This window comes from Pseudomonas lini (assembly GCF_030812475.1).
Taxonomy (GTDB): domain Bacteria; phylum Pseudomonadota; class Gammaproteobacteria; order Pseudomonadales; family Pseudomonadaceae; genus Aquipseudomonas; species Aquipseudomonas lini_A.
Window position 1 is genome coordinate 393,521 of record NZ_JAUSSR010000002.1, and the last position, 20,597, is coordinate 414,117.

Annotated in this window: 18 protein-coding genes; 9 read left to right on the top strand and 9 right to left on the bottom strand. The window is 61.3% G+C overall.

Going from position 1 to position 20,597, the window contains the following annotated elements; all coding sequences use genetic code 11:
• The first annotated feature begins 125 nt into the window (after positions 1-125).
• From J2W17_RS05645 to J2W17_RS05670, 6 genes are all read left to right on the top strand, one after another.
• A complete protein-coding gene (locus J2W17_RS05645) occupies positions 126-974 on the top strand; it encodes a polysaccharide deacetylase family protein (protein ID WP_307330486.1) in 849 nt (282 codons plus the stop codon).
• Positions 967-1,854, top strand: a complete 888-nt coding sequence (locus tag J2W17_RS05650) for a polysaccharide deacetylase family protein (protein ID WP_307330489.1) — start codon at positions 967-969, stop codon at positions 1,852-1,854. The genes J2W17_RS05645 and J2W17_RS05650 overlap by 8 nt, the downstream gene beginning before the upstream one ends.
• A 220-nt stretch (positions 1,855-2,074) precedes the next feature.
• A complete protein-coding gene (locus J2W17_RS05655; protein WP_307330492.1) occupies positions 2,075-3,253 on the top strand; it encodes an MFS transporter in 1,179 nt (392 codons plus the stop codon).
• Between the two features lie 158 nt (positions 3,254-3,411).
• Positions 3,412-4,119, top strand: a complete 708-nt coding sequence (locus J2W17_RS05660; RefSeq protein ID WP_307330495.1) for an HPP family protein — start codon at positions 3,412-3,414, stop codon at positions 4,117-4,119.
• 225 nt (positions 4,120-4,344) lie between these two features.
• The gene (locus tag J2W17_RS05665) at positions 4,345-5,451 is read left to right on the top strand and encodes an enoyl-CoA hydratase/isomerase family protein (RefSeq protein WP_307330499.1); all 1,107 of its coding nucleotides are present in this window, start codon (positions 4,345-4,347) and stop codon (positions 5,449-5,451) included.
• Between the two features lie 3 nt (positions 5,452-5,454).
• Complete coding sequence (locus tag J2W17_RS05670; RefSeq protein WP_307330503.1) at positions 5,455-6,606, top strand: acyl-CoA dehydrogenase family protein; 1,152 nt, start codon at positions 5,455-5,457, stop codon at positions 6,604-6,606.
• A gap of 98 nt (positions 6,607-6,704) precedes the next feature.
• Here the strand turns inward: J2W17_RS05670 and J2W17_RS05675 are convergent, their stop codons facing one another.
• The 7 genes from J2W17_RS05675 to pssA form a co-directional block, all read right to left on the bottom strand.
• The gene (locus J2W17_RS05675; RefSeq protein WP_307330506.1) at positions 6,705-7,478 is read right to left on the bottom strand and encodes an enoyl-CoA hydratase; all 774 of its coding nucleotides are present in this window, start codon (positions 7,476-7,478) and stop codon (positions 6,705-6,707) included.
• A 76-nt stretch (positions 7,479-7,554) separates the two neighbouring features.
• The gene (locus J2W17_RS05680; protein WP_307330509.1) at positions 7,555-8,682 is read right to left on the bottom strand and encodes an acyl-CoA dehydrogenase; all 1,128 of its coding nucleotides are present in this window, start codon (positions 8,680-8,682) and stop codon (positions 7,555-7,557) included.
• A 167-nt stretch (positions 8,683-8,849) separates the two neighbouring features.
• A complete protein-coding gene (locus J2W17_RS05685) occupies positions 8,850-10,043 on the bottom strand; it encodes an acetyl-CoA C-acyltransferase (protein ID WP_307330511.1) in 1,194 nt (397 codons plus the stop codon).
• Between the two features lie 12 nt (positions 10,044-10,055).
• Positions 10,056-10,817, bottom strand: coding sequence for an SDR family NAD(P)-dependent oxidoreductase (locus tag J2W17_RS05690; RefSeq protein ID WP_307330514.1), 762 nt, complete (start codon positions 10,815-10,817; stop codon positions 10,056-10,058).
• A 16-nt stretch (positions 10,818-10,833) separates the two neighbouring features.
• Positions 10,834-12,498, bottom strand: a complete 1,665-nt coding sequence (locus J2W17_RS05695) for an AMP-binding protein (protein WP_307330517.1) — start codon at positions 12,496-12,498, stop codon at positions 10,834-10,836.
• Between the two features lie 305 nt (positions 12,499-12,803).
• Positions 12,804-13,820, bottom strand: coding sequence for an AraC family transcriptional regulator (locus J2W17_RS05700; RefSeq protein ID WP_307330520.1), 1,017 nt, complete (start codon positions 13,818-13,820; stop codon positions 12,804-12,806).
• The gene (pssA, locus tag J2W17_RS05705; RefSeq protein WP_307330523.1) at positions 13,820-15,163 is read right to left on the bottom strand and encodes a CDP-diacylglycerol--serine O-phosphatidyltransferase; all 1,344 of its coding nucleotides are present in this window, start codon (positions 15,161-15,163) and stop codon (positions 13,820-13,822) included. Before pssA ends, J2W17_RS05700 begins: the two co-directional genes overlap by 1 nt.
• A 204-nt stretch (positions 15,164-15,367) precedes the next feature.
• On the opposite strand from pssA, the gene J2W17_RS05710 reads away from it, so the two are divergent.
• Positions 15,368-15,844 (top strand): nuclear transport factor 2 family protein, encoded by a 477-nt coding sequence (locus J2W17_RS05710; RefSeq protein ID WP_307330525.1) that lies wholly within the window; start codon positions 15,368-15,370, stop codon positions 15,842-15,844.
• A gap of 213 nt (positions 15,845-16,057) precedes the next feature.
• Positions 16,058-16,837, top strand: a complete 780-nt coding sequence (locus tag J2W17_RS05715) for a TSUP family transporter (RefSeq protein WP_307330527.1) — start codon at positions 16,058-16,060, stop codon at positions 16,835-16,837.
• Here the strand turns inward: J2W17_RS05715 and nudC are convergent.
• Both nudC and J2W17_RS05725 read right to left on the bottom strand, forming a co-directional pair.
• Entirely contained in the window at positions 16,805-17,635 is an 831-nt protein-coding gene (nudC, locus tag J2W17_RS05720) for an NAD(+) diphosphatase (protein WP_307330530.1), read from the bottom strand. The genes J2W17_RS05715 and nudC overlap by 33 nt on opposite strands.
• Positions 17,636-17,640: 5 nt before the next feature.
• Entirely contained in the window at positions 17,641-18,453 is an 813-nt protein-coding gene (locus tag J2W17_RS05725; protein ID WP_307330533.1) for a crotonase/enoyl-CoA hydratase family protein, read from the bottom strand.
• Positions 18,454-19,010: 557 nt separating this feature from the next.
• On the opposite strand from J2W17_RS05725, the gene glgA reads away from it, so the two are divergent.
• On the top strand, positions 19,011-20,597 hold the full coding sequence (gene glgA, locus J2W17_RS05730) for a glycogen synthase GlgA (RefSeq protein WP_307330535.1): 1,587 nt from the start codon (positions 19,011-19,013) through the stop codon (positions 20,595-20,597).

Consider the following 20,597-nt stretch of genomic DNA (forward strand, 5'->3'; position numbering starts at 1 on the left):
AAGAAGGCGTGACAGGCGACTTCGATGTCGAATGACACACCGCCTTCGCTGGCAAGCCAGCTCCTACAGGGGGGCCGGTTGACCACAGGGATTGTGTTTTACCTATAACAGTTGGAGAGCCGCTAATGTCCTCCTCGCCACAACCCACCTGGCCCGACCAGCACAAGGCCTGTCTCGCCCTCGCCTTCGACCTCGATGGCCCCACCGGCGATGCCATGCTCGATGGCTCGATCTGGCGCAAGCCCGAGTACTTCGGTTTCGGTGGTTACGGCCCCTATCGGGCGCTGCCGCGTCTTCTCGATCTGCTCGACGAATTCCGGATCCCGACCACGTTTTTCGTCCCCGCCTGGGTGGTGGAAAACTGGCCGAAACAATGCCAGGCCATTGTCGAACGCGGTCATGAGGTGGCCTACCACGGCTACAAACACGAATCCTTTTACGCCCTGACCCTGGCGCAGCAAAAGGACGTGATGAACAGATCCCGCGAGGTGTTTTGGCAACACCTGCACATCCGCGCCGAAGGTTTCCGCACCCCCTCCGGCGATTGGCGCGCCGAGACCCCGGCGATGCTGGTCGAGGCCGGCGTAACCTACTCCAGCAGCATGCGCGGCGATGACCGGCCGTACCTGGTCAAGGTGCCAGGCTTTGCCACGCCACTGGTGGAAATCCCCGGCCGCTGGGAAATGGACGATTACGCCTCCATCGCCTATACCCGCGCGCCAGACTTCCCATCCGGCCTGGACCGCACCGCCAGTTACGAGCTGACCCTGGACAACTGGTGCCGCGAATACGACGGCGCGATGAACGAAGGCCTGTGCCTGACCACCCTGTTCCATCCCAAGATCACCGGCAAGCCAGGACGCATCCTGCTGCTGGAAAAACTCTTCGAACACATGCGCCAGCGCGACGACGTCTGGTTCGCCACTTGCCGCGATGTCGCCCAATGGTGGCTGAAGGAGCATCACCATGGCTGATTCCATTGTCTGGCCCAAAGGCTACCGCTGCGCCGTGGTGCTGACCGTCGACTACAACGATGTCCACGGCATCCTGACGCAAGCTCCTGAAGTCGCCGGACGCGACAAGACGCTGTCGGTCTGGCGCTATGGCAGCCAACGCGGCGTCGAGCGTTTGCTCGGGTTGTTTGCAGAACTGGGCGTACCCAGCAGCTGGTGCATCCCCGGTATCGTTGCCGAAGAAAACCCGGACCACATCCGGGCCATTCAGGCGGGCGGTCACGAGATTGCCTGCGCTGGTTATCGCCATCAAGACTACGACAGGCTGGACCTGGCCGCGCAGAGTGCCGAGATCGCCAAGGGGTGCGCGGCGTTGACTGCGCTGACCCGTCAGCGTCCGACCGGGTTTCGTATCCCCGCCGGCAATGGCGCGCCGGGGTTCATCGAGGCGTTGAAAGACCATGGCATACGTTGGTCGTCGTCATGGCGTGGCGATGACTTGCCCTTCGCTCACCCGACCGCGCCCGAAATCATCGAACTGCCGCTGCACTACGAACTGGAAGACGAACCCTACTTCGCCTTCAACCTCAGCCCCGCCGTGCCACCGGCGCAATCACGGATCGCGTCATACAGCCACACCCTGGGCAACCTGCAAATGGACTTCGCCGGGTTTCACCGGTTCGGCTTGTGTTATGTGCTGCGGCTGCACCCGGAGATCATTGCCACGCCCGGGCGGATTGGCGTGCTGCGCGAGTTGCTTGAGGGGATTTTACGGCACGAAGACGTATGGATCGCCACCGGGGCCGACGTAGCCCGATGGTGGGCCGATTCGGCGGCACAAGTGACCGAGGATCATCCCGCTTCAGTGTATGAGCGGCATTATCGGAATTATCTTGCATGAGTGCGCGGATGCAGCGACGGGCGCTGGATGAATTGGAATCGGTTGGCTCTGGACCGATCGCTGAATTGACTATGGCATTGCCTGACCCGGCCCCTTCGCGAGCAGGCTCGCTCCCACAGTTGGAATGCATTCCCCTGTGGGAGCGAGCCTGCTCGCGAATGGCGGCGACTCGGTATCAAACCGAACACCATAGAATCTGAATAAGGACATTTGCCCCACCGTGGCCACTTACTCACTCGTTATCCGCCGGTTGATGATCGTTTCGCTGACCATCGTCGTCAGCCGCGCCATCACCAGCCCGTTGCTCACGCTGTTCCTGAGCAACAAACTCGGCCTCAACCAACAGGACGTCGGCTTGCTGCTGGGCATCGCGGTGTTCATCGCCACCCTGCTGGCGCTCTACGGCGGCTACATCATCGATCGCCTCGAAAAGCGCCGGCTGCTGATCCTCGCGATGCTCTCCAGCGCCATCGGCTTCGTGCTGCTGACCTTTGCCGACAACCTCTACCTGACCACCGCCACCCTGGTGATCACCGAAACCGCCTCCGCCCTGTTCCTGATCGGCTCGAAGGCAATCCTCAGCGAAAACCTGCCGATGGGCCAGCGTGCCAAGGCGTTTTCCCTGCGCTACACCCTGACCAACATCGGCTACGCCACCGGCCCGATGTTGGGTGTGGTAATAGCCGGCGTGTATCCGGTTGCACCCTTCCTGATCGCCGGGGGTATCGCCTTCTTCAGTATTTTCCTGATGATCGGGATACCGAAGCACGCCGCCCCGGCACCCGCCATCGGCCAACCCCAGAGTTTTCTCAAAACGCTGGTCACCCTGAAAAACGACCGCACGCTGATCATGTTCACCTGCGGTTGCCTGCTCAGTACCGTGGTCCACGGCCGCTTCACGTTGTACCTGTCGCAGTACCTGCTGGTGACCGAGGATTCCAAGCGGGCCCTGGAAACCATGGCCGCCCTGCTCGCCTGCAACGCCATCAGCGTGATCCTGCTGCAATACCAGATCGGCCGTTTCCTCAAGCGCGAACAACTGCGCTACTGGATCGCCGGCGGTACCAGCCTGTTCATCGTCGGGTTGATCGGCTTCAGCCTGGCCGACAGCCTGGTGAGTTGGTGCGTGGCAATGTTCATCTTCACCCTCGGGGAAATGATCATTTACCCCGCCGAATTCCTCTTCGTCGATACCTTGGCCCCAGAGGAATTGCGCGGCAGTTACTACGGCGCCCAGAACCTCGCTGCCCTGGGCGGCGCACTGAGTCCGGTGATCTGCGGTTATCTACTGTTGCACTCCCCTGCACCCACCATGTTTTATGCGTTGAGCGCGCTGACTGCCATGGGTGGTTTCCTGTGTTTCATGAGCGGGCGTCGCGTCGCCATACATCAGAAATAATGAATTGAAACTTCATTAATATGAATTTGTCAGCATCAGGATTGAGCGGCACACTGTGCTCGTTCCTTCCCCAATAGTTGGAACATCTTCAAGGGCTTTCTGGGTATTCCAGCTAAGCCTTTTTTTTGCCTCGATTTTTTTTACGGATCCTGAGTCTCATGTTCGCTCGCTGGTTACCTGCCGCCATCAACACCCGTCCTTCCGAATGGAGTCGCGCCGCTATCGGCATGTCCTTGGGCACTATGTTCAGCGTCTGGCTCTGCAGCCAGGTCTTTGGCATGGAAGTGGCGCAGCATCTGATCGGGCCATTGGGCGCCTCGGCCGTGTTGCTGTTCGCCGTTTCCTCCGGGGCACTGGCCCAGCCGTGGTCGATTCTTGGCGGGTATTTGAGCGCCGGGGTGGTCTCGTTGCTGGTTGCGCATGTGCTCGGGCGGACCCTCGGCAGCGCTTGCCTGGCGGCAGGCATGGCACTGATTCTGATGTGCTGGCTGCGTTGCCTGCACCCGCCTGCCGGCGCGCTGGCGTTGCTGATGGTGCTGGCGGACCCGGCGACCATCGCCCTGGACTGGAAAGCCCTCGGCCCCGTGATGCTCAGCGGCTCGGCCATGCTGCTCAGCGCCCTGACCTACAACAACCTGACACGCATCCGTTACCCCAAGCGCGCCAGCGAACCGGTAGCCGTGGTGCCGGCCGATCACCCGCCGGTGGACAGCCAGGCCATCACCGCCCAGGATTTGAAACTGGCCCTGGCGGAGATGGAGGCGTTCTTTGATGTCACCCCCGAAGACCTGGAGCAACTGATCCATATCAGTGAGTTGCACGCCAAACGTCGCAGTATTGGTGATGTGTTTTCCCATAAAAGTTGAAGATCAAAAGATCGCAGCCTTCGGCAACTCCTACGGGATCGGGTTTGCACGCGGTCAATGTAGGAGCTACCGCAGGCTGCGATCTTTTGCTTTTTCAGTAAGGCAAAAACGCAAACTGACCCTGCACATATCCCGGTTGTACATCACAAATTTGCACTGGTACGATCCAGCATCGCTCGTGCGCGAGCTTGTCTATGAAAGAACAATAAAAGCAGGGAGTTACAGATGACTGCTCAGGTTTCTTCTCCGGGGACTTCGTCCATGGATGCCATGCAAAACGAAGTGCTGGCCGAGGTGCGCAACCATATCGGTCACTTGACCCTCAATCGCCCCGCTGGCCTCAACGCCCTTACCCTGGACATGGTACGCACGCTGCAGCGTCAGCTCGACGCTTGGGCGCAGGATCCGCAAGTGCATGCGGTGGTCTTGCGCGGTGCCGGCGAGAAGGCGTTCTGTGCCGGCGGCGACATTCGCTCGCTCTACGACAGCTTCAAAAATGGCGACACCCTGCACGAAGATTTCTTCGTCGAGGAATACGCCCTCGACCTGACGATCCACGATTACCGTAAACCGGTCCTGGCCTTGATGGACGGATTCGTCCTGGGCGGCGGCATGGGCCTGGTGCAAGGCGCGGACCTGCGGGTGGTCACAGAGAAAAGCCGCCTGGCGATGCCGGAAGTCGCGATCGGTTATTTCCCTGACGTCGGCGGCAGCCACTTCCTGCCGCGGGTTCCCGGGGAACTGGGGATCTACCTCGGCGTCAGCGGCGTGCAAATTCGCGCGGCCGATGCGCTCTATTGTGGCCTGGCCGATTGGTACCTCGAGAGCAGTACCCTTGGCGCACTTGACGAGCAACTCGATCGGTTGCAATGGCACGACTCGCCGCTCAAGGACCTGCAAGGCCTGCTGGCCAAACTTGCGGTGCAACAACTGCCCGATGCACCCCTGAGCGTATTGCGCCCGGCCATCGATCACTTCTTCGCCCTGCCCGACGTGCCGAGTATTGTTGAACAACTACGTGAAGTAACGGTCGCCGACAGTCATGAATGGGCCGTGACCACCGCCGACCTGCTTGAAAGCCGTTCGCCGCTGGCCATGGCTGTGACCCTGGAAATGTTGCGCCGCGGCCGGCACCTGAGCCTGGAACACTGCTTCGCCCTTGAGCTGCACCTGGACCGTCAATGGTTCGAGCGCGGCGACCTGATCGAAGGCGTGCGCGCCTTGCTGATCGACAAAGACAAGAGCCCGCGCTGGAACCCGCCGACCTTGCAGGCGCTGGACGCCGGGCACGTCGCGAGTTTTTTCAGCGGGTTCGACCCAAGCTGGAGCTGAGCCATGCACGATATCGAATTGAGCGAAGAACAAGTCATGATCCGCGACATGGCCCGGGACTTTGCCCGCGGCGAAATCGCGCCCCACGCCCAGGCCTGGGAAAAGGCCGGCTGGATCGATGATGGCCTGGTGGCGAAAATGGGCGAACTGGGCCTGCTGGGCATGGTGGTGCCCGAGGAATGGGGCGGCACCTATGTCGACTACGTCGCCTACGCCCTGGCGGTGGAAGAAATCTCTGCCGGCGACGGCGCCACTGGCGCGCTGATGAGCATCCACAACTCCGTGGGCTGCGGACCGGTGTTGAATTACGGCACCGAAGAGCAGAAACAGACCTGGTTGCCGGATCTGGCCAGCGGCCAGGCCATCGGCTGCTTCTGCCTGACCGAACCCCAGGCCGGTTCCGAGGCCCACAACCTGCGTACCCGCGCTGAACTGCGCGATGGTCAGTGGGTGATCAACGGCGCCAAGCAATTCGTCAGCAATGGCAAAAGGGCGAAACTGGCGATCGTGTTCGCGGTGACCGATCCGGAGCTGGGCAAGCGCGGCATCTCGGCGTTCCTGGTACCCACCGACACCGCAGGGTTCATCGTAGATCGCACCGAACACAAGATGGGCATCCGCGCTTCCGATACCTGCGCGGTGACCCTGAGCAACTGCACGATCCCCGAAGCCAACCTGCTGGGCGAACGTGGCAAAGGCCTGGCCATCGCCCTGTCAAACCTCGAAGGGGGTCGCATCGGTATCGCGGCGCAGGCATTGGGCATTGCGCGTGCGGCGTTCGAAGCGGCGCTGGCCTATTCGCGGGATCGGGTGCAGTTCGACAAACCGATCATCGAGCACCAGAGCATTGCGAATATGCTGGCCGACATGCACACGCGGTTGAATGCGGCGCGGTTGCTGATCCTGCATGCCGCGCGCTTGCGCAGTGCCGGCAAGCCTTGCCTGTCGGAAGCGTCACAGGCGAAGCTGTTTGCGTCGGAAATGGCCGAGAAGGTCTGCTCGTCGGCGATGCAGATTCATGGCGGGTATGGGTATCTGGAGGATTACCCGGTGGAGCGTTATTACCGGGATGCGCGGATTACGCAGATATATGAAGGGTCGAGCGAGATACAGCGAATGGTGATTGCCCGTGAACTGAAAAATTATCTGGTGTGATGCCCTGAAAGCTTCGCGGGCAAGCCTCGCTCCTACAGGGGAATGTGGATCCTTGTAGGAGCGAGGCTTGCCCGCGAAGACGTCATTGAAAACGCCGATTACTTCCCGACGAACTCCGCCTCACGCTTGGCAATAAACGCCGCCATCCCTTCCTTCTGATCCTGCGTCGCAAACGCCGCATGGAACACCCGGCGCTCAAAGCGCACGCCTTCGGACAGGCTCACTTCAAACGCCCGGTTGACGCTTTCCTTGACCATCATCGCGATCGGCAGCGACTTCGCGGCAATCTTGGCCGCGACTTTCAGCGCTTCTTGAAGCAGTTCATCCGCCGGCACGATCCGCGCGACGATCCCGCAACGCTCTGCTTCCACCGCGTCGATCAAGCGGCCGCTGAGGCACATTTCCATGGCCTTGGCCTTGCCCACGGCGCGGGTCAGGCGCTGGGTGCCGCCCATGCCCGGGAGCACGCCGAGGTTGATTTCCGGCTGACCGAACTTGGCGTTGTCGCCCGCCAGGATGAAGTCGCACATCAACGCCAGTTCACAACCACCGCCCAAGGCGAAACCGTTGACCGCGGCGATGATCGGCTTGCGGCGGTTGGCCACGCGATCACTGTCGCTGAACAGATCGTCCAGATAGATCTGCGGATAGGTCAGCTCGGCCATCTCCTTGATGTCGGCGCCGGCGGCGAAGGCTTTTTTCGAGCCGGTCAAAACGATGCAGCCAATGTTCGAATCGGCTTCCAGGCCGTCGAGGGCCTGGTTCAGTTCGCTGACGATCTGCGCGTTCAACGCGTTCAGTGCTTGCGGACGGTTCAGGGTAATCAGGCCAACGCGACCATGGGTTTCCAGCAAAATCGTTTCGTAACTCATGTATGACTCCTAAGTATTGTTAAAGCCTTGTCCCACCGTGTACGGTTTTACGGTTCCAGGGGCCTACCGGGTGGTTTCAAAGATTGCGCGAAATGACCATGCGCTGAATATCGCTGGTGCCTTCGTAGATCTGGCAGACACGCACGTCGCGGTAGATCCGCTCCAGCGGGAAATCGTTCAGATAACCGTAACCGCCAAGGGTTTGCAAGGCCCAAGAGCATACCTTCTCGGCCATTTCCGAAGCGAACAGCTTGGCCATCGACGCTTCGACCAAGGCTGGTTTGCCGCTGTCACGCAGGGCCGCGGCGTAGTGCACCATCTGCCGGGCCACGGCGATCTGGGTGGCCATATCGGCCAGGCGGAACGCTACCGCCTGGTGTTCAATGATCGGCTTGCCAAAGCTCTCACGTTCGCGGGCGTAGTCGCGGGCCGCTTCGAACGCGGCGCGGGCCATGCCCACCGATTGCGAGGCAATGCCGACACGGCCGCCTTCGAGGTTGGCCAGGGCGATCCGGTACCCTTCGCCCTCCTCGCCCAGACGGTTGCCTAACGGCACCTTCACGTCTTCAAACAGGATCTGGCACGTGTCGGACGCGTGTTGACCCAGCTTGTCTTCGACCCGTGCGACCTTGTAACCCGGTGAGTCGGTCGGCACGATGAACGCGCTGATGCCACGCTTGCCAGCCCCCGGATCAGTCACGGCGAACACGATCACCACCCCGGCGTTTTGCCCCGACGTGATGAACTGCTTGCAGCCGTTGAGCACGTAGTGGTCGCCGTTCAGCCGGGCGCGGGTCTTCAGGCCACTGGCATCTGAGCCGGCCTGGGGTTCGGTCAGGGCGAAGGCACCCAGCATCGCGCCGCTGGCCAGCGGTTTGAGGAAGCGCTCTTTCTGCTCGTCGTTGCCGTACTTGAGGATCGGCACGCACCCCACCGAGTTGTGCACGCTCATGATGGTCGAGCAGGAACCGTCGCCGGCGGCGATTTCCTCCAGGGCCATGGCGTAGGCCAGGTAACCAGTGTCGCAACCGCCCCACTCTTCCGGCACCAGCATGCCGAAGAAGCCCAACTGCGCCATCTCGCCGATGGCGTCCTTGGGGAAGCGATGTTCGCGGTCCCATTCGGCGGCGAACGGTTTCAGCCGTTCCTCGGCGAACTGCCGGGCCATATCGCGGATTTGTTGTTGGTCGTCATTGGGGATCATGGTGAATCCTTAAAATTAAAGTTGCCCCCTGCCCCTTGTAGGAGCGAGCTTGCTCGCGATGGACGTGAGGGCGACGCGTGTATCCAGGCAGCACGCGTTATCGTTGACGTCCTTCGCTGCGGTTCGACGATTCGACAAGCCAGCTCCTACAGGGATTGGTGTCAGCCTCAGTAGAGGCATTCCACCGCCATGGCCGTCGCTTCGCCGCCGCCGATGCAAATCGCCGCGACACCTCGTTTCAGGCCTTTCTGGCGCAGGGCCGAGAGCAGGGTCACAAGGATCCGCGCACCAGACGCACCGATGGGGTGGCCGAGAGCACAAGCGCCGCCATGAACGTTGATCTTCTCGTGGGGGATTTCCAGTTTGGTCATGGTCACCAGACTGACCACGGCGAAGGCCTCGTTGACCTCCACCAGGTCCACTTCGTCCAGGGACCAGCCGGTTTTCTTCATCAGTTTCTGGATCGCGCCCACCGGAGCTACCGGGAACAGGCCCGGGGTATCGGCAAATGCGGCGTGGCCGTGAATCACCGCCAGCGGTTTCAGACCGCGCTTCTCGGCTTCGGAGCGGCGCATCAGTACCAGTGCCGCAGCGCCATCGGAGATTGAGCTCGAGTTGGCCGCGGTAACGGTGCCACCGTCGCGGAACGCCGGTTTGAGCGAGGCGATCTTGTCCAGTCGGGCTTTCGGTGGCTGCTCGTCGTTGCTGATCAGGACCTGCTCTTTGCCCACGGTCACGGTAAGCGGCACGATCTCGTCCCTGAAGCTGCCGTCCTTGATCGCCTGCTGCGCACGGGTGGTCGAGGCAATGGCAAACGCGTCCTGGGCTTCCCGGGTGAACCCGTTGGTTTCGGCGCAATCCTCGGCGAAGGTGCCCATCAAGCGGCCCTTGTCGTAAGCGTCTTCCAGACCGTCCAGAAACATGTGATCGAGTACGCGGCCGTGGCCCATGCGGTATCCGCTGCGCGCGCGGTCGAGCAGGTACGGCGCGTTGGACATGCTTTCCATGCCGCCGGCGACCACCACCTCGGCGCTGCCGGCCACCAGCATGTCATGCGCCAGAATGGCCGCCTCCATGCCCGAGCCGCACATCTTGTTCAGGGTGGTGCAACGGGTCGATTTATCCAGCCCGGCGCCCAGTGCGGCCTGACGCGCCGGGGCCTGGCCGAGGCCGGCGGGCAGTACGCAGCCAAACAGCACTTCTTCAACCGCATCCGCTGCAATACCGGCGCGTTCAACCGCGGCTTTGATCGCTGCCGCACCGAGTTGCGGCGCGGTCAGGCTTTTCAGTTCGCCCTGGAAACCGCCCATCGGGGTGCGGACGGCGCTGACGATAACAATTGGATCATTGGCAATAGTCATGACAAATCCTCTTTACTTGGCGGCCATGCGCAAGGCGCCGTCGAGACGGATCACCTCGCCATTGAGCATGCTGTTTTCAATGATATGCCTGACCAGCCCGGCATACTCGCCCGGTTTGCCCAGGCGCGGCGGAAACGGCACGCCTGCAGCGAGGGATGCGCGGACTTCAGGGGTCATGCCAGCCATCATCGGCGTTTCGAAAATCCCCGGGGCGATGGTCATGACGCGGATGCCGAAGCGCGCCAATTCACGGGCGGCGGGCAAGGTCAGGCTGACGATCGCGCCTTTGGAGGCTGCGTAGGCGGCCTGGCCGATCTGACCGTCATAGGCAGCCGCCGAGGCGGTGTTGATGATCACACCGCGCTCGCCATCGGCATCCGCTTCGGTCTCGGCAATCGCCGCCGCGGCCAGGCGCAGCATGTTGAAGCTGCCGATCAGGTTGACGTTGATCACCTGGCTGAAATTGGCCAGCACGTGCGGGCCGGTCTTGCCGAGGATTTTCTCGCCGCGCACGATGCCGGCGCAGTTGACCAGGCCATTGAGCCCGCCGAACGCCTTGACCGTCGCCTGCACCGCGGCTTCGGCCGCCGCTTCGTTGCTGATATCGGCGACCACGCTTTGCGCGCCGAGACGTTGGGCCTGAGCGGCAACCGCCTCGGCGTTCATGTCTACCAGCATGACCTTGGCGCCTGCCGCGACCAGCATTTCAGCCGTGGCGGCACCGAGACCGGAAGCACCGCCGGTGACGAGAAAAACCTTGTTTGCGATCTGCATCATTGTGTCCTTGGATTCAAGCTTGAACGTTTTTCGCCATAGCCTCTTGAGCCTTGGCGATTTCCTGGTTGCGCAAGATAAAGCGCTGCAACTTGCCGCTAGGGGTTTTCGGCAACTCGCTGACAAATTCGATTTCACGGGGGTATGAGTGCGCGGCCAGGCGCTTGCGCACGTGTTGACGCAGTTCTTCGGCCAGCTCCGGCTCAGGACGGTATTGCGCGCTGAGCACAACGAAGGCCTTGACCAGCTCGGTGCGTTCCGGATCAGGCTTGCCGACCACCGCCGCTTCAACCACGGCCGGGTGTTCGATCAGCGCGCTTTCGACGTCGAACGGACCGACCCGGTAGCCCGACGTGGTGATCACATCGTCGCTGCGGCCGACGAAGCTGATGCTGCCGTCCGGGTTCCACTCGACGGTGTCGCCGCTCAGGTAATAATTGCCGACGAAGGCCTTGGTCGGCGCACCTTCGTAACCGCCGAACCAGCACATCGGCGACTGGGTGCGATCGATGGCCAGGATGCCCGGCTGGCCGACGCCGAGTTCCTTGTACTCGTCGTCCAGCACCACGATGCGGTGGCCCGGCGAGGCAAATCCAGCGGCGCCCATGTGGATCGGGTGCTCCAGGCCATGGTGATTGCACAGCACCATGCCCAGTTCGGTCTGGCCGTAATGGTCGTGGATCACTACGCCAAGGTTGTCGGCGAACCAGCGGATCACTTCCGGGTTCAGCGGCTCGCCGGCGCTGCTGACGATGCGCAGCTTGCCCTTGATCGAGCGGGCGAACTCGTCGCCGCCGGCGATCAACAAGCGATAGGCAGTCGGTGAGCCGGTGAGGTTGGTGATCCCGTATTTGTTGATCACCCGGCAGGTGCTTTCGAGGGTGAACGGGCCGTCGTAGAACGTGATCGGATGCCCCATGGCCATCGGCCCGGTGACGCCGAAATAGATGCCATAGGCCCAGCCCGGATCGGCGACGTTCCAGAACGCATCTTCAGGGCGCAGGTCCACGGCGTCGCGGGTGTAGCTCTGGAAGGCGACAATGGCCTTGAGCGGCACCGACAGGGCCTTGGACGGGCCGGTGGTGCCCGAGGTGAACATCAGCAGGAACGGGTCTTCGCCGGTCAGCAGCACCGGCTCGCACTGGGCGGAATAATTGGCCAGTTCGGCCCAGAAACTGTAATCGCCCCGGACGATGCCCTGCCCCTTGGGACCGGCGACGGTAACGATGGTCGGGCAGTCGGCCACTTCACTCAGTTTCGGGCGATTGACCGCATCGGTGACCACCACTTTGGCGCCGGAGCTGCTCAAGCGATGCTCGATGGCTTTGGGGCCGAAGGCGGTGAACAGCGGTTGGTAAACCGCGCCGATGCGCCAGGTGGCGAACACGGTGATCAACAACTCGATATTGCGCGGCAGCAGGCCAGCAACCTTGTCGCCCTTCTTCACGCCCTGGGCGAGGAGATAGTTGGCAAACCTTGCCGCTTTATCCTGCAGGTCGGTAAAGGTGTAGGCCGCGCTGGCGCCGTCCCGGCCTTCCCAGAACAGCGCGATGCGCCCCGGCAAGGCATGCCGGTCGCAACACTCGACACAGGCGTTGAGGGCCGTCAAATCGCCCGCGAGTGCGGCGTCCACGGTGTGCTGGTAATCGAACTGTGACGTGGCAGACAAGTAATCGCGCATTGCCAGAATCCCTGTGTCTTCTTATTAGGTTGGGGGAACCGTAAGTAACAGGGAAATACTCGCTCTACATGGGGGGCGGGGCAATGGTCAAAGCTATCAAGTTGTTTGACTGGTTTGGCCAAGATCCCAGAGGTGTGGCGCCTGTGCTGACGCCTTCGCTGCGGTGCGGCGATCCGACAAGCCAGCTCCTACAGTGATTGGCGTTGTTCACAAGTTTCGTGTACTCCGCAGCCCCCTGTAGGTGCTGGCTTGTCGGATCGCCGCACCGCAGCGAAGGCGTCAGCCTGATCACCACAAAATCCGGATCAGCCAGCCTCGTTGAGGATCAAACTCCGATAATGCCCCGGATTCGACCCCGACCACTTTCGAAACGCCTTATAGAACGAACTGGCATCGGCAAACCCCAGGCGCGTGGCAATCTCGGCAAAACTGATGGAGGGCTCGGCCAGCCACACGATCGCCAATTCCTTGCGCACGCTGTCCTTGAGTCCTTGATAGGTTTGCCCTTCTTCGGCCAGGCGTCGGCGCAAGGTCGAGGCCGACATGCACAGTCGTTGCGCCAAAGCCTCGGTTTCGGGCCAGCGTTCGGCGGGCAATTGCCGCAAATCATGCTTGATCCGGCTGGCCAGGCTTTGCGGATCGCGGTACTTGACCAGGATATTGGCCGGCGCATGCGCCAGGAAACGCTTGAGTTCTTCAGCCGTGCGCTTGATGGGCAGATCCAGGCATTCGGCGGAGAAGATCATTCGCGTGCGCGGCCGGTCGAAACGCAGGTTTTCGGAAAACATGACCTGATAGTCACCACAGAAATCCGGTTGCGGGCAGCGAAGTTCGATCGCCAGGATCGGAATCCGTCGCCCTGCCAGCCAGCAGGCCACGCCGTGGACGATCATCCAGTAGGTGAAATAGGTGAAGGCCCGACGCGGGTCCTGGTCGTCCTCCAGCAGCACGATCTCCGCCAGGCTCTGTTGGCGAACCAACTGGGCGGGCAGGTGTTCCAGCATCAGCGACAGAAAATCCAGGCCCGAGGTCAGGCCGGCGCCCAGGTTCGGCTGGACCATGGCGCAATGACAGAGAAATGCCAGGCTGCCGGACTTGAGCTTGCGCGGGTCCATGCCAAAAAACTCGTCGTCCCCGCGCCGGGCCAGCAATCGCCACAGGCGAGCATACGCAGTGGCCGGGACCCGGGCCTCGGCGGTTTGCAACAGGGCCGGATCGATGCCGACCTTGTTCAACACTTCTTCAGTGGGAGCGCCCGGGACGCAACTTTGCAACAGTGCTTCTCGCACCAATTGCATCGAAATGGTGTCTTTTTCCGACATTAAAGAATCCGATAGAGCAACCGCTCGATCCGCACCCTGCTCACGCGCTTGAGAAATCTGGCCACCGCCGGCGGGTATTCCAGCAGCGTGTCGAGCGCCTGGTAACGCTCGATGCGGCGGGTGTGCTGGAAAATCTCGTCCAGCTCTTTTTCCCGCGGCACGAGCAATTCACCCTTGGGGTCATCGATCAGCAGCGCGTTTTCCAGGTCCAGGCGGAATGCCCGCGGGTTGAGGTTGTTGCCGGTCAACAAGGTGTAGCGCTGATCGATCCACATGCCTTTGAGGTGATAGGTGTTGTCGCCGTCTTTCCACAGGTGCAGGTTCAACAGACCGCTGTCGATGCTGCGATGATGGCGTTTGGCGAAGCGCCGCAGGCTGATTTCGTACAGGTACGGCAGCGCGGCGATCACTTTGAACGGTTCGCTCGGCGGGATGTAGAAATCGTTGGCGGTCTTGTCCCCGACCACGATGTCGATCTTCACCCCACGCGCCAGGGCTCGGTTGATTTCCCGGGTGACCGCCAGCGGCAGATTGAAGTACGGCGTACAGATCGTCAGTTGATCGCGGGCACTGGCGATCAACTCGCAAATCACCCGGCTCAACGGGTTGTTCTTGCCCACGCCTAGCAACGGGCTGACGGTCAAGCCGTCCTTGGCGATAGTGCCCGCCGTGGTGTCGTACGCCGCGTGCTTGAGGCGGCTGCGCAGGTCGCCGATGTCGTTGCGCAGGCTGCGGGTGGTCGGCAGGTTGGGCAGGTCCAGGCGATGCACCGCCTTGGAGGCGATCAGGCCGTGCTGGACCAGATGCTGCATCGAATCGGCCAGCGCGCTGTTGTGCAGCAGGTGATAACGGTCGTAGCGGTACTTGTCGAACTTGTGCAGATAGACGTTGTTCAGACTGGCGCCGCTGTAGATCACGCAGTCGTCGATCACAAAACCCTTTAAGTGCAGGACGCCGAACAGTTCCCGGGTCTGTACCGGAACGCCATACACCGGCACCACGCTTTCATGGGTGCGGGTGATGTCCTGATACCAGGCGCTGTTGCCCGGCTGCTTGCCGGCACCGATCAAGCCACGCTGGGCCCGCAGCCAGTCGACGACCACCACCACATCCAGTTCCGGACGCGCCAGCTTGGCGGCATGCAGGGCATCGAGGATTTCCTGGCCGGCTTCGTCCTGCTGCAGGTAGAGCGCGACGATGTAGATGCGCCGGGTCGCCTGGGCGATTTTTTCCAGCAGGCAACGGCGGAATTCGGCAGCGCCGGAAAGAATGGTGACGGCATCGGCGGTCAGCGGAAAACTGCGCAGTTTGGGCAGCAGAGAGCGTTTGAAAAGCGACGGCATAGGGCTCGCAGTGGGTCGAATCCGAAGAGTTTGAGAGCTTACACCATGGAGGGGTTCGGGTCTTGTGGGTGTCTGTGATGGCTTCTTCGCCGGCAAGCCGGTCTCGCTCACACATTGAAATGCATTTCCCCTGTGGCTAGCCTGCTCGCGAAGGCGGTTTCACAGGCGCTAAACTAAAACGTCAATCTGCCAGGGAGATTTTAAATGTCTAACGCCGAAGTTCGTCCGCCGTTACCGCCCTTCACCCGTGAATCGGCCATCGAGAAAGTTCGCCTGGCCGAGGACGGCTGGAACTCCCGTGACCCGGAACGGGTGTCGCGTGCCTATACCCTGGACACCCGGTGGCGCAACCGCGCCGAATTCGCCAACAACCGCGAAGAAGCCAAGGACTTTCTGACTCGCAAATGGGCCAAGGAACTCGACTATCGCTTGATCAAGGAGCTCTGGGCCTTTACAGACAACCGCATCGCCGTGCGTTACGCCTACGAATGGCACGACGACTCGGGCAACTGGTTCCGGTCTTATGGCAACGAGAATTGGGAGTTCAACGAAGACGGTTTGATGGCCCACCGGTTCGCCAGCATCAACGACATGCCTATCAAGGAAGGCGAGCGAAAATTCCACTGGCCGCTGGGACGTCGTCCAGACGAACATCCAGGCCTGTCCGACCTCGGTCTCTAGACCACACAGCCCCCTGTAGGAGCTGGCTTGCCAGCGAAAGCGGCCTCAAGCCCTGCACCGCCCATGCAGACGCCTTCGCCGGCAAGCCGGTTCCTGCATTAGAAATCGCGATTACCCACGTTTACACAAACAAACGCGGTCGCCCACAACAATGGATGTAGGTAAGATACCGGCCCTCCCCCGCAGCCTCGTCCTGCCGAATAAGCCGATTCCATGCCTTTCGAACTCAGCGTTGACCTCACCACCCTGGCCATCCTCGCCCTTGTCGCTTTTGTTGCCGGTTTCATCGACGCCATCGCCGGCGGTGGTGGTTTGTTGACCACGCCCGCACTGTTGACCGCCGGCCTGCCACCGCACCTGGTGCTGGGCACCAACAAACTCAGTTCGACCTTCGGCTCGGCCACCGCGAGCTTCACGTTCTACCGCCGCAAGCTGTTCCATCCAAGACAGTGGGTGCATGCCATAGTCGGCACTCTGGTCGGCGCCCTCACCGGTGCCGTGGTCGCCCATTACCTGCCCGCGGAATGGTTGAACAAGATGCTTCCGGTGATTGTCTTCGCCTGCGGCCTCTATCTATTGTTTGGCGGCACGCCGAAGGCGCCACTGGACAGCGATGCACCGATCAGGAAAAAGTGGCAATCGAGCCAGGGTTTCAGCCTCGGCTTCTACGATGGCGTGGCCGGCCCCGGCACCGGGGCTTTCTGGACCGTCAGCAGCATGCTGATGTACCCCATCGACCTGGTGAAGGCCAGCGGCGTGGCGCGCAGCATGAACTTCGTCAGCAACATTGCGGCGCTGTCGGTGTTCGTGTTTTCCGGGCAGGTGGACTGGATCATCGGCCTGAGCATGGGCCTGTCGGTGATGGTCGGCGCGTTCTTCGGCGCTCGCACCGCCATCAGTGGCGGTGCGAAATTCATTCGCCCGGTGTTCATTACCGTGGTGCTGGGCCTGACGGTGCGGTTAGCCTGGCAACACTGGTTCAGCGTGGCCTAGGCGTCTTGCCACGTAGACGTCGATCAGGTAACGGGCAATCGAGCGTGACGCCGGCAATGGCGGCAGCTCGTTGACGTTGAACCACTGGGCGTCTTCGATCTCGTCCTCCTGGCACACGATCTCGCCACCAGCGTACTCGGCATGGAAGCCGAGCATCATCGAATGGGGGAACGGCCAGCACTGGCTGCCCATGTACTGGATGTTCCTGACTTCGATCTGCACCTCTTCATGCACCTCGCGAACCAGGCAGTCCTCGGCCGACTCGCCCGGCTCGGCGAACCCCGCCAAGGTGCTATAGACCCCGCTGACAAAACGCGGAGAACGCGCCAGCAGGATTTCGTCGCCACGGGTGATCAGCACGATCATGCTCGGCGAGATGCGCGGGTAATAACGTAAATCGCACGGCTCGCAGTACATCGCCCGTTCGCGCACGACCTGGCGGGTCGCCTGCCCGCAATTGCCGCAGAAGCGATGTTCGCGAGCCCAGGTGCCGATCTGCGCGGCATAACCGAGCACCTTGAACACCCCGTGGTCGCTTTCGAGCATGAACGCGCGCAAGCCTTTCCAGTTGCAGCCCGGTACTTCGCTGTGACTGCGCAGCTCCAGCAGATAGACCGGTTCACCATCCAGGTGACCGATGCCGTGCTCGGCGAGGATCGACAGGTCCTGGCGTTTGAGCCACTCCCGTGGAAACAGCGCGCCATTGTCGTCGTACAGAAAGCCTTCGGGGCTGCGCGCTACGGCCCAGCCGCCGGGTTGATCGGTGTCCAGTACTGCAGTGGTCCAGCGAGAAGTCATGTTAATCAATCCAGAAATTCAGGTTTCTGTTTGCTCATATGGGCGGCCATGGCCACGCGCAGATCGGTGGATTGCAGCATGGCGGCGTTCCAGGTGGCGACGTATTCGAGGCCGTCGTCGATGCGATGGTCGCGCATGTAGCTGATCATCTCCTTGGTGCCGCTGATGGCGATCGGCGACTTGCCGGCGATCTCCCGGGCGATGCCCATCACGCCATCAAGCAGGCTGGCAGTGTCGCTGTAGACGCGATTGACCAGGCCCATGCCCCGCGCTTCCTCGGCGCCAAACGAGCGACCAGTGTAAGCCAGTTCACGCAGCATGCCGTCACCGATGATCCGCGGCAAGCGTTGCAAGGTGCCGACGTCGGCGGCCATGCCGATGTCGATTTCCTTGATCGAGAATTGCGCGTCTTCGGCGGCGTAGCGCATGTCGCAGGCGGCAATCAGGTCGATGGCGCCCCCCAGGCAATAACCCTGCACCGCCGCCAGCACCGGCTTGCGGCATTGGTCGACGGCATTGAACGACGCCTGCAGCGCCAGGATCTTGTGCCGCAGCAGGCGCGCGTTACGCCCGACATCCTTGCCCAGTTCATTGGCCACGCCGGCCAGCATCATCAGGTCGATGCCGGAAGAGAAATGCTTGCCGGCGCCACTGAGTACCACCACCCGCACTTCATCGGTGTCGTCGACCCATTGGAAAATCTCGATGATTTCGCTCCAGAACGCCGCGTTCATCGAATTGATCTTTTCAGGGCGATTGATCTGCACATGGGCGATCTTGTCCGCCAGTTCGACGGTGAATGCGGTGTACTGAGCCATGGGAGTGATCCTTTACCGGGCAAGAACGAGAGCCGAACTATACCAAGGCCGCAAGGTGCCCCGAAGGCAGCGGTTCAGCCAAAAGCGGGACCCATCCGGCGCACCATAAAAGCGCATCGGTCCCGTAAGACCGTGCACGATAATGTGTCATCACTTCGATTTATTGGCGCCAAATCCTTGAAAAAGTCGCCCTTCGTCGGTGGATTGCGCCTTCAAAACGGGACGTCCGTGCCTCTTTGGACCGATTGTCGAACAATTTTGCCATTCGGCCTTCCCCGCTCTAAGTTCTGGCCTAGACTCCTTTGCGCGAGGCAAAACCGGTCAGTCATAAAGTGAAAAAAAACTCGAAACTTTTACCCGTCGCGACGGGTCACCTGAAAGGGAGGAGTGTTGCGACTGGTGCAATCCTTGCAATGTCCATTTCAAGCGTTTCTGCTTCAACGCATGGGCAGCATTTGCTCTCCGATGCGTAGCGCGTTTGCGCCCGGCCAGGTGAATTGGCCATGGAACATCGTCTGCCAGACCTAAGAATTAGATCAATAACACGGGAGATTCATATGATCAGTGCGGCTTTAGATATTCAGGGAGAACGTGCTCATCAGCAGGTCGGCGAGTCGAGCGTCGTGAGTACAGGCAATGCCCAAACGATCAGCGTCCCCGGCACCAAGTCGCTGGCACCGGTTGCCAGGCACAACCCCAATAGAAAGAAAGTCCTGTTCGTCACCTCCGAAATTGCCGATCTGGTGAAGACCGGCGGCCTGGGCGACGTTTCCGCGGCGCTGCCCCGGGCCATGGCTCAACTGCACGATGTGCGTGTGCTTATACCCGGATACCCGCAGGTGCTGAACAGCGAAAACCCCATTCATATCATTGGTGAGCTGGGCGGTCACGCAGCCCTTCCCCCCGGCAAGATCGGGCGCATGGACATGCCCGATGGCCTGGTCATTTACGTGTTGATCTGCCCCGAACTCTACGAGCGCGAAGGGTCGCCCTACGGCGCCAACAACGGTCGCGACTGGCCGGACAACCATATTCGCTTCGCCCGACTGGGCCTGGCGGCGGCCGATATCGCCGCCAACCTCGCACAAATCCACTGGTGCCCGGACCTGGTGCACGCCCATGACTGGCCGGCCGGCCTGGCGCCTGCCTATATGCACTGGCGTGGACAGCGCACCCCGACCCTGTTCACCATCCACAATCTGGCGTATCAGGGCGTGACCAGTCTGGGATCATGCCCGGAACTGGGAATTCCCAACCATGCACTGCAACAGGACGGCATGGAGTTCTACGGCAAGATGTCGTTCCTCAAGGCCGGCATGGCCTATTCCAGCCATATCACCACGGTCAGCGCGACTTACGCTCAGGAGATCACCACCCCGGCCTTCGGCTGCGGCCTCGACGGTTTTCTCGCCGCCAAGACCCAGCAAGGGCTGCTCAGCGGTATCCCCAACGGCATCGATGAAAGTTGGGATGCGGCTACCGACCCGCATCTGTTCTGCCCGTTCAGCATCGGCGACTGGGAAGGCAAGGCCGTCAATGCCGCCCACGTTCGAGACCTGTTCGGCCTGGATGACTCCGAAGGCCCGCTGTTTGCGGTGGTCTCGCGCCTGGTTTATCAAAAAGGCCTGGACCTGACCGAAGCCGTCTCCGAATACATCGTCGAATCCGGTGGCCAGATCGCGATCATCGGACGTGGCGAGCCGGAAGAAGAGCAAGCGATGCGTGAGCTGGCCCTGCGTTTCCCGGGGCGAATCGGCGTGCGCATTGGCTTCAATGAAACCGACGCCCGACGCATGTTCGCCGGCAGCGACTTCCTGCTGATGCCGTCGCGCTACGAGCCTTGCGGCCTGAGCCAGATGTACGCCCAGCGCTTCGGTTCATTGCCGGTGGCACGCAATACCGGTGGCTTGGCCGACACCATCGAAAATGGCGTGACCGGGTTCCTGTTCGACGAATCCACAGTGGAAAGTTACCAGGAAGCCCTGAGCCGGGCATTCAAGGTATTCGCCTACCCCGACCTGCTCAATGCCATGCGCTGCCGTGCCATGGCCGCGCCATTCAACTGGTGCAAGGCGGTCGAACCCTACGCCGAACTTTACGAACAGCTGGTGGCTAAAGCACTGGGTAAATCGCACAGACAGTAA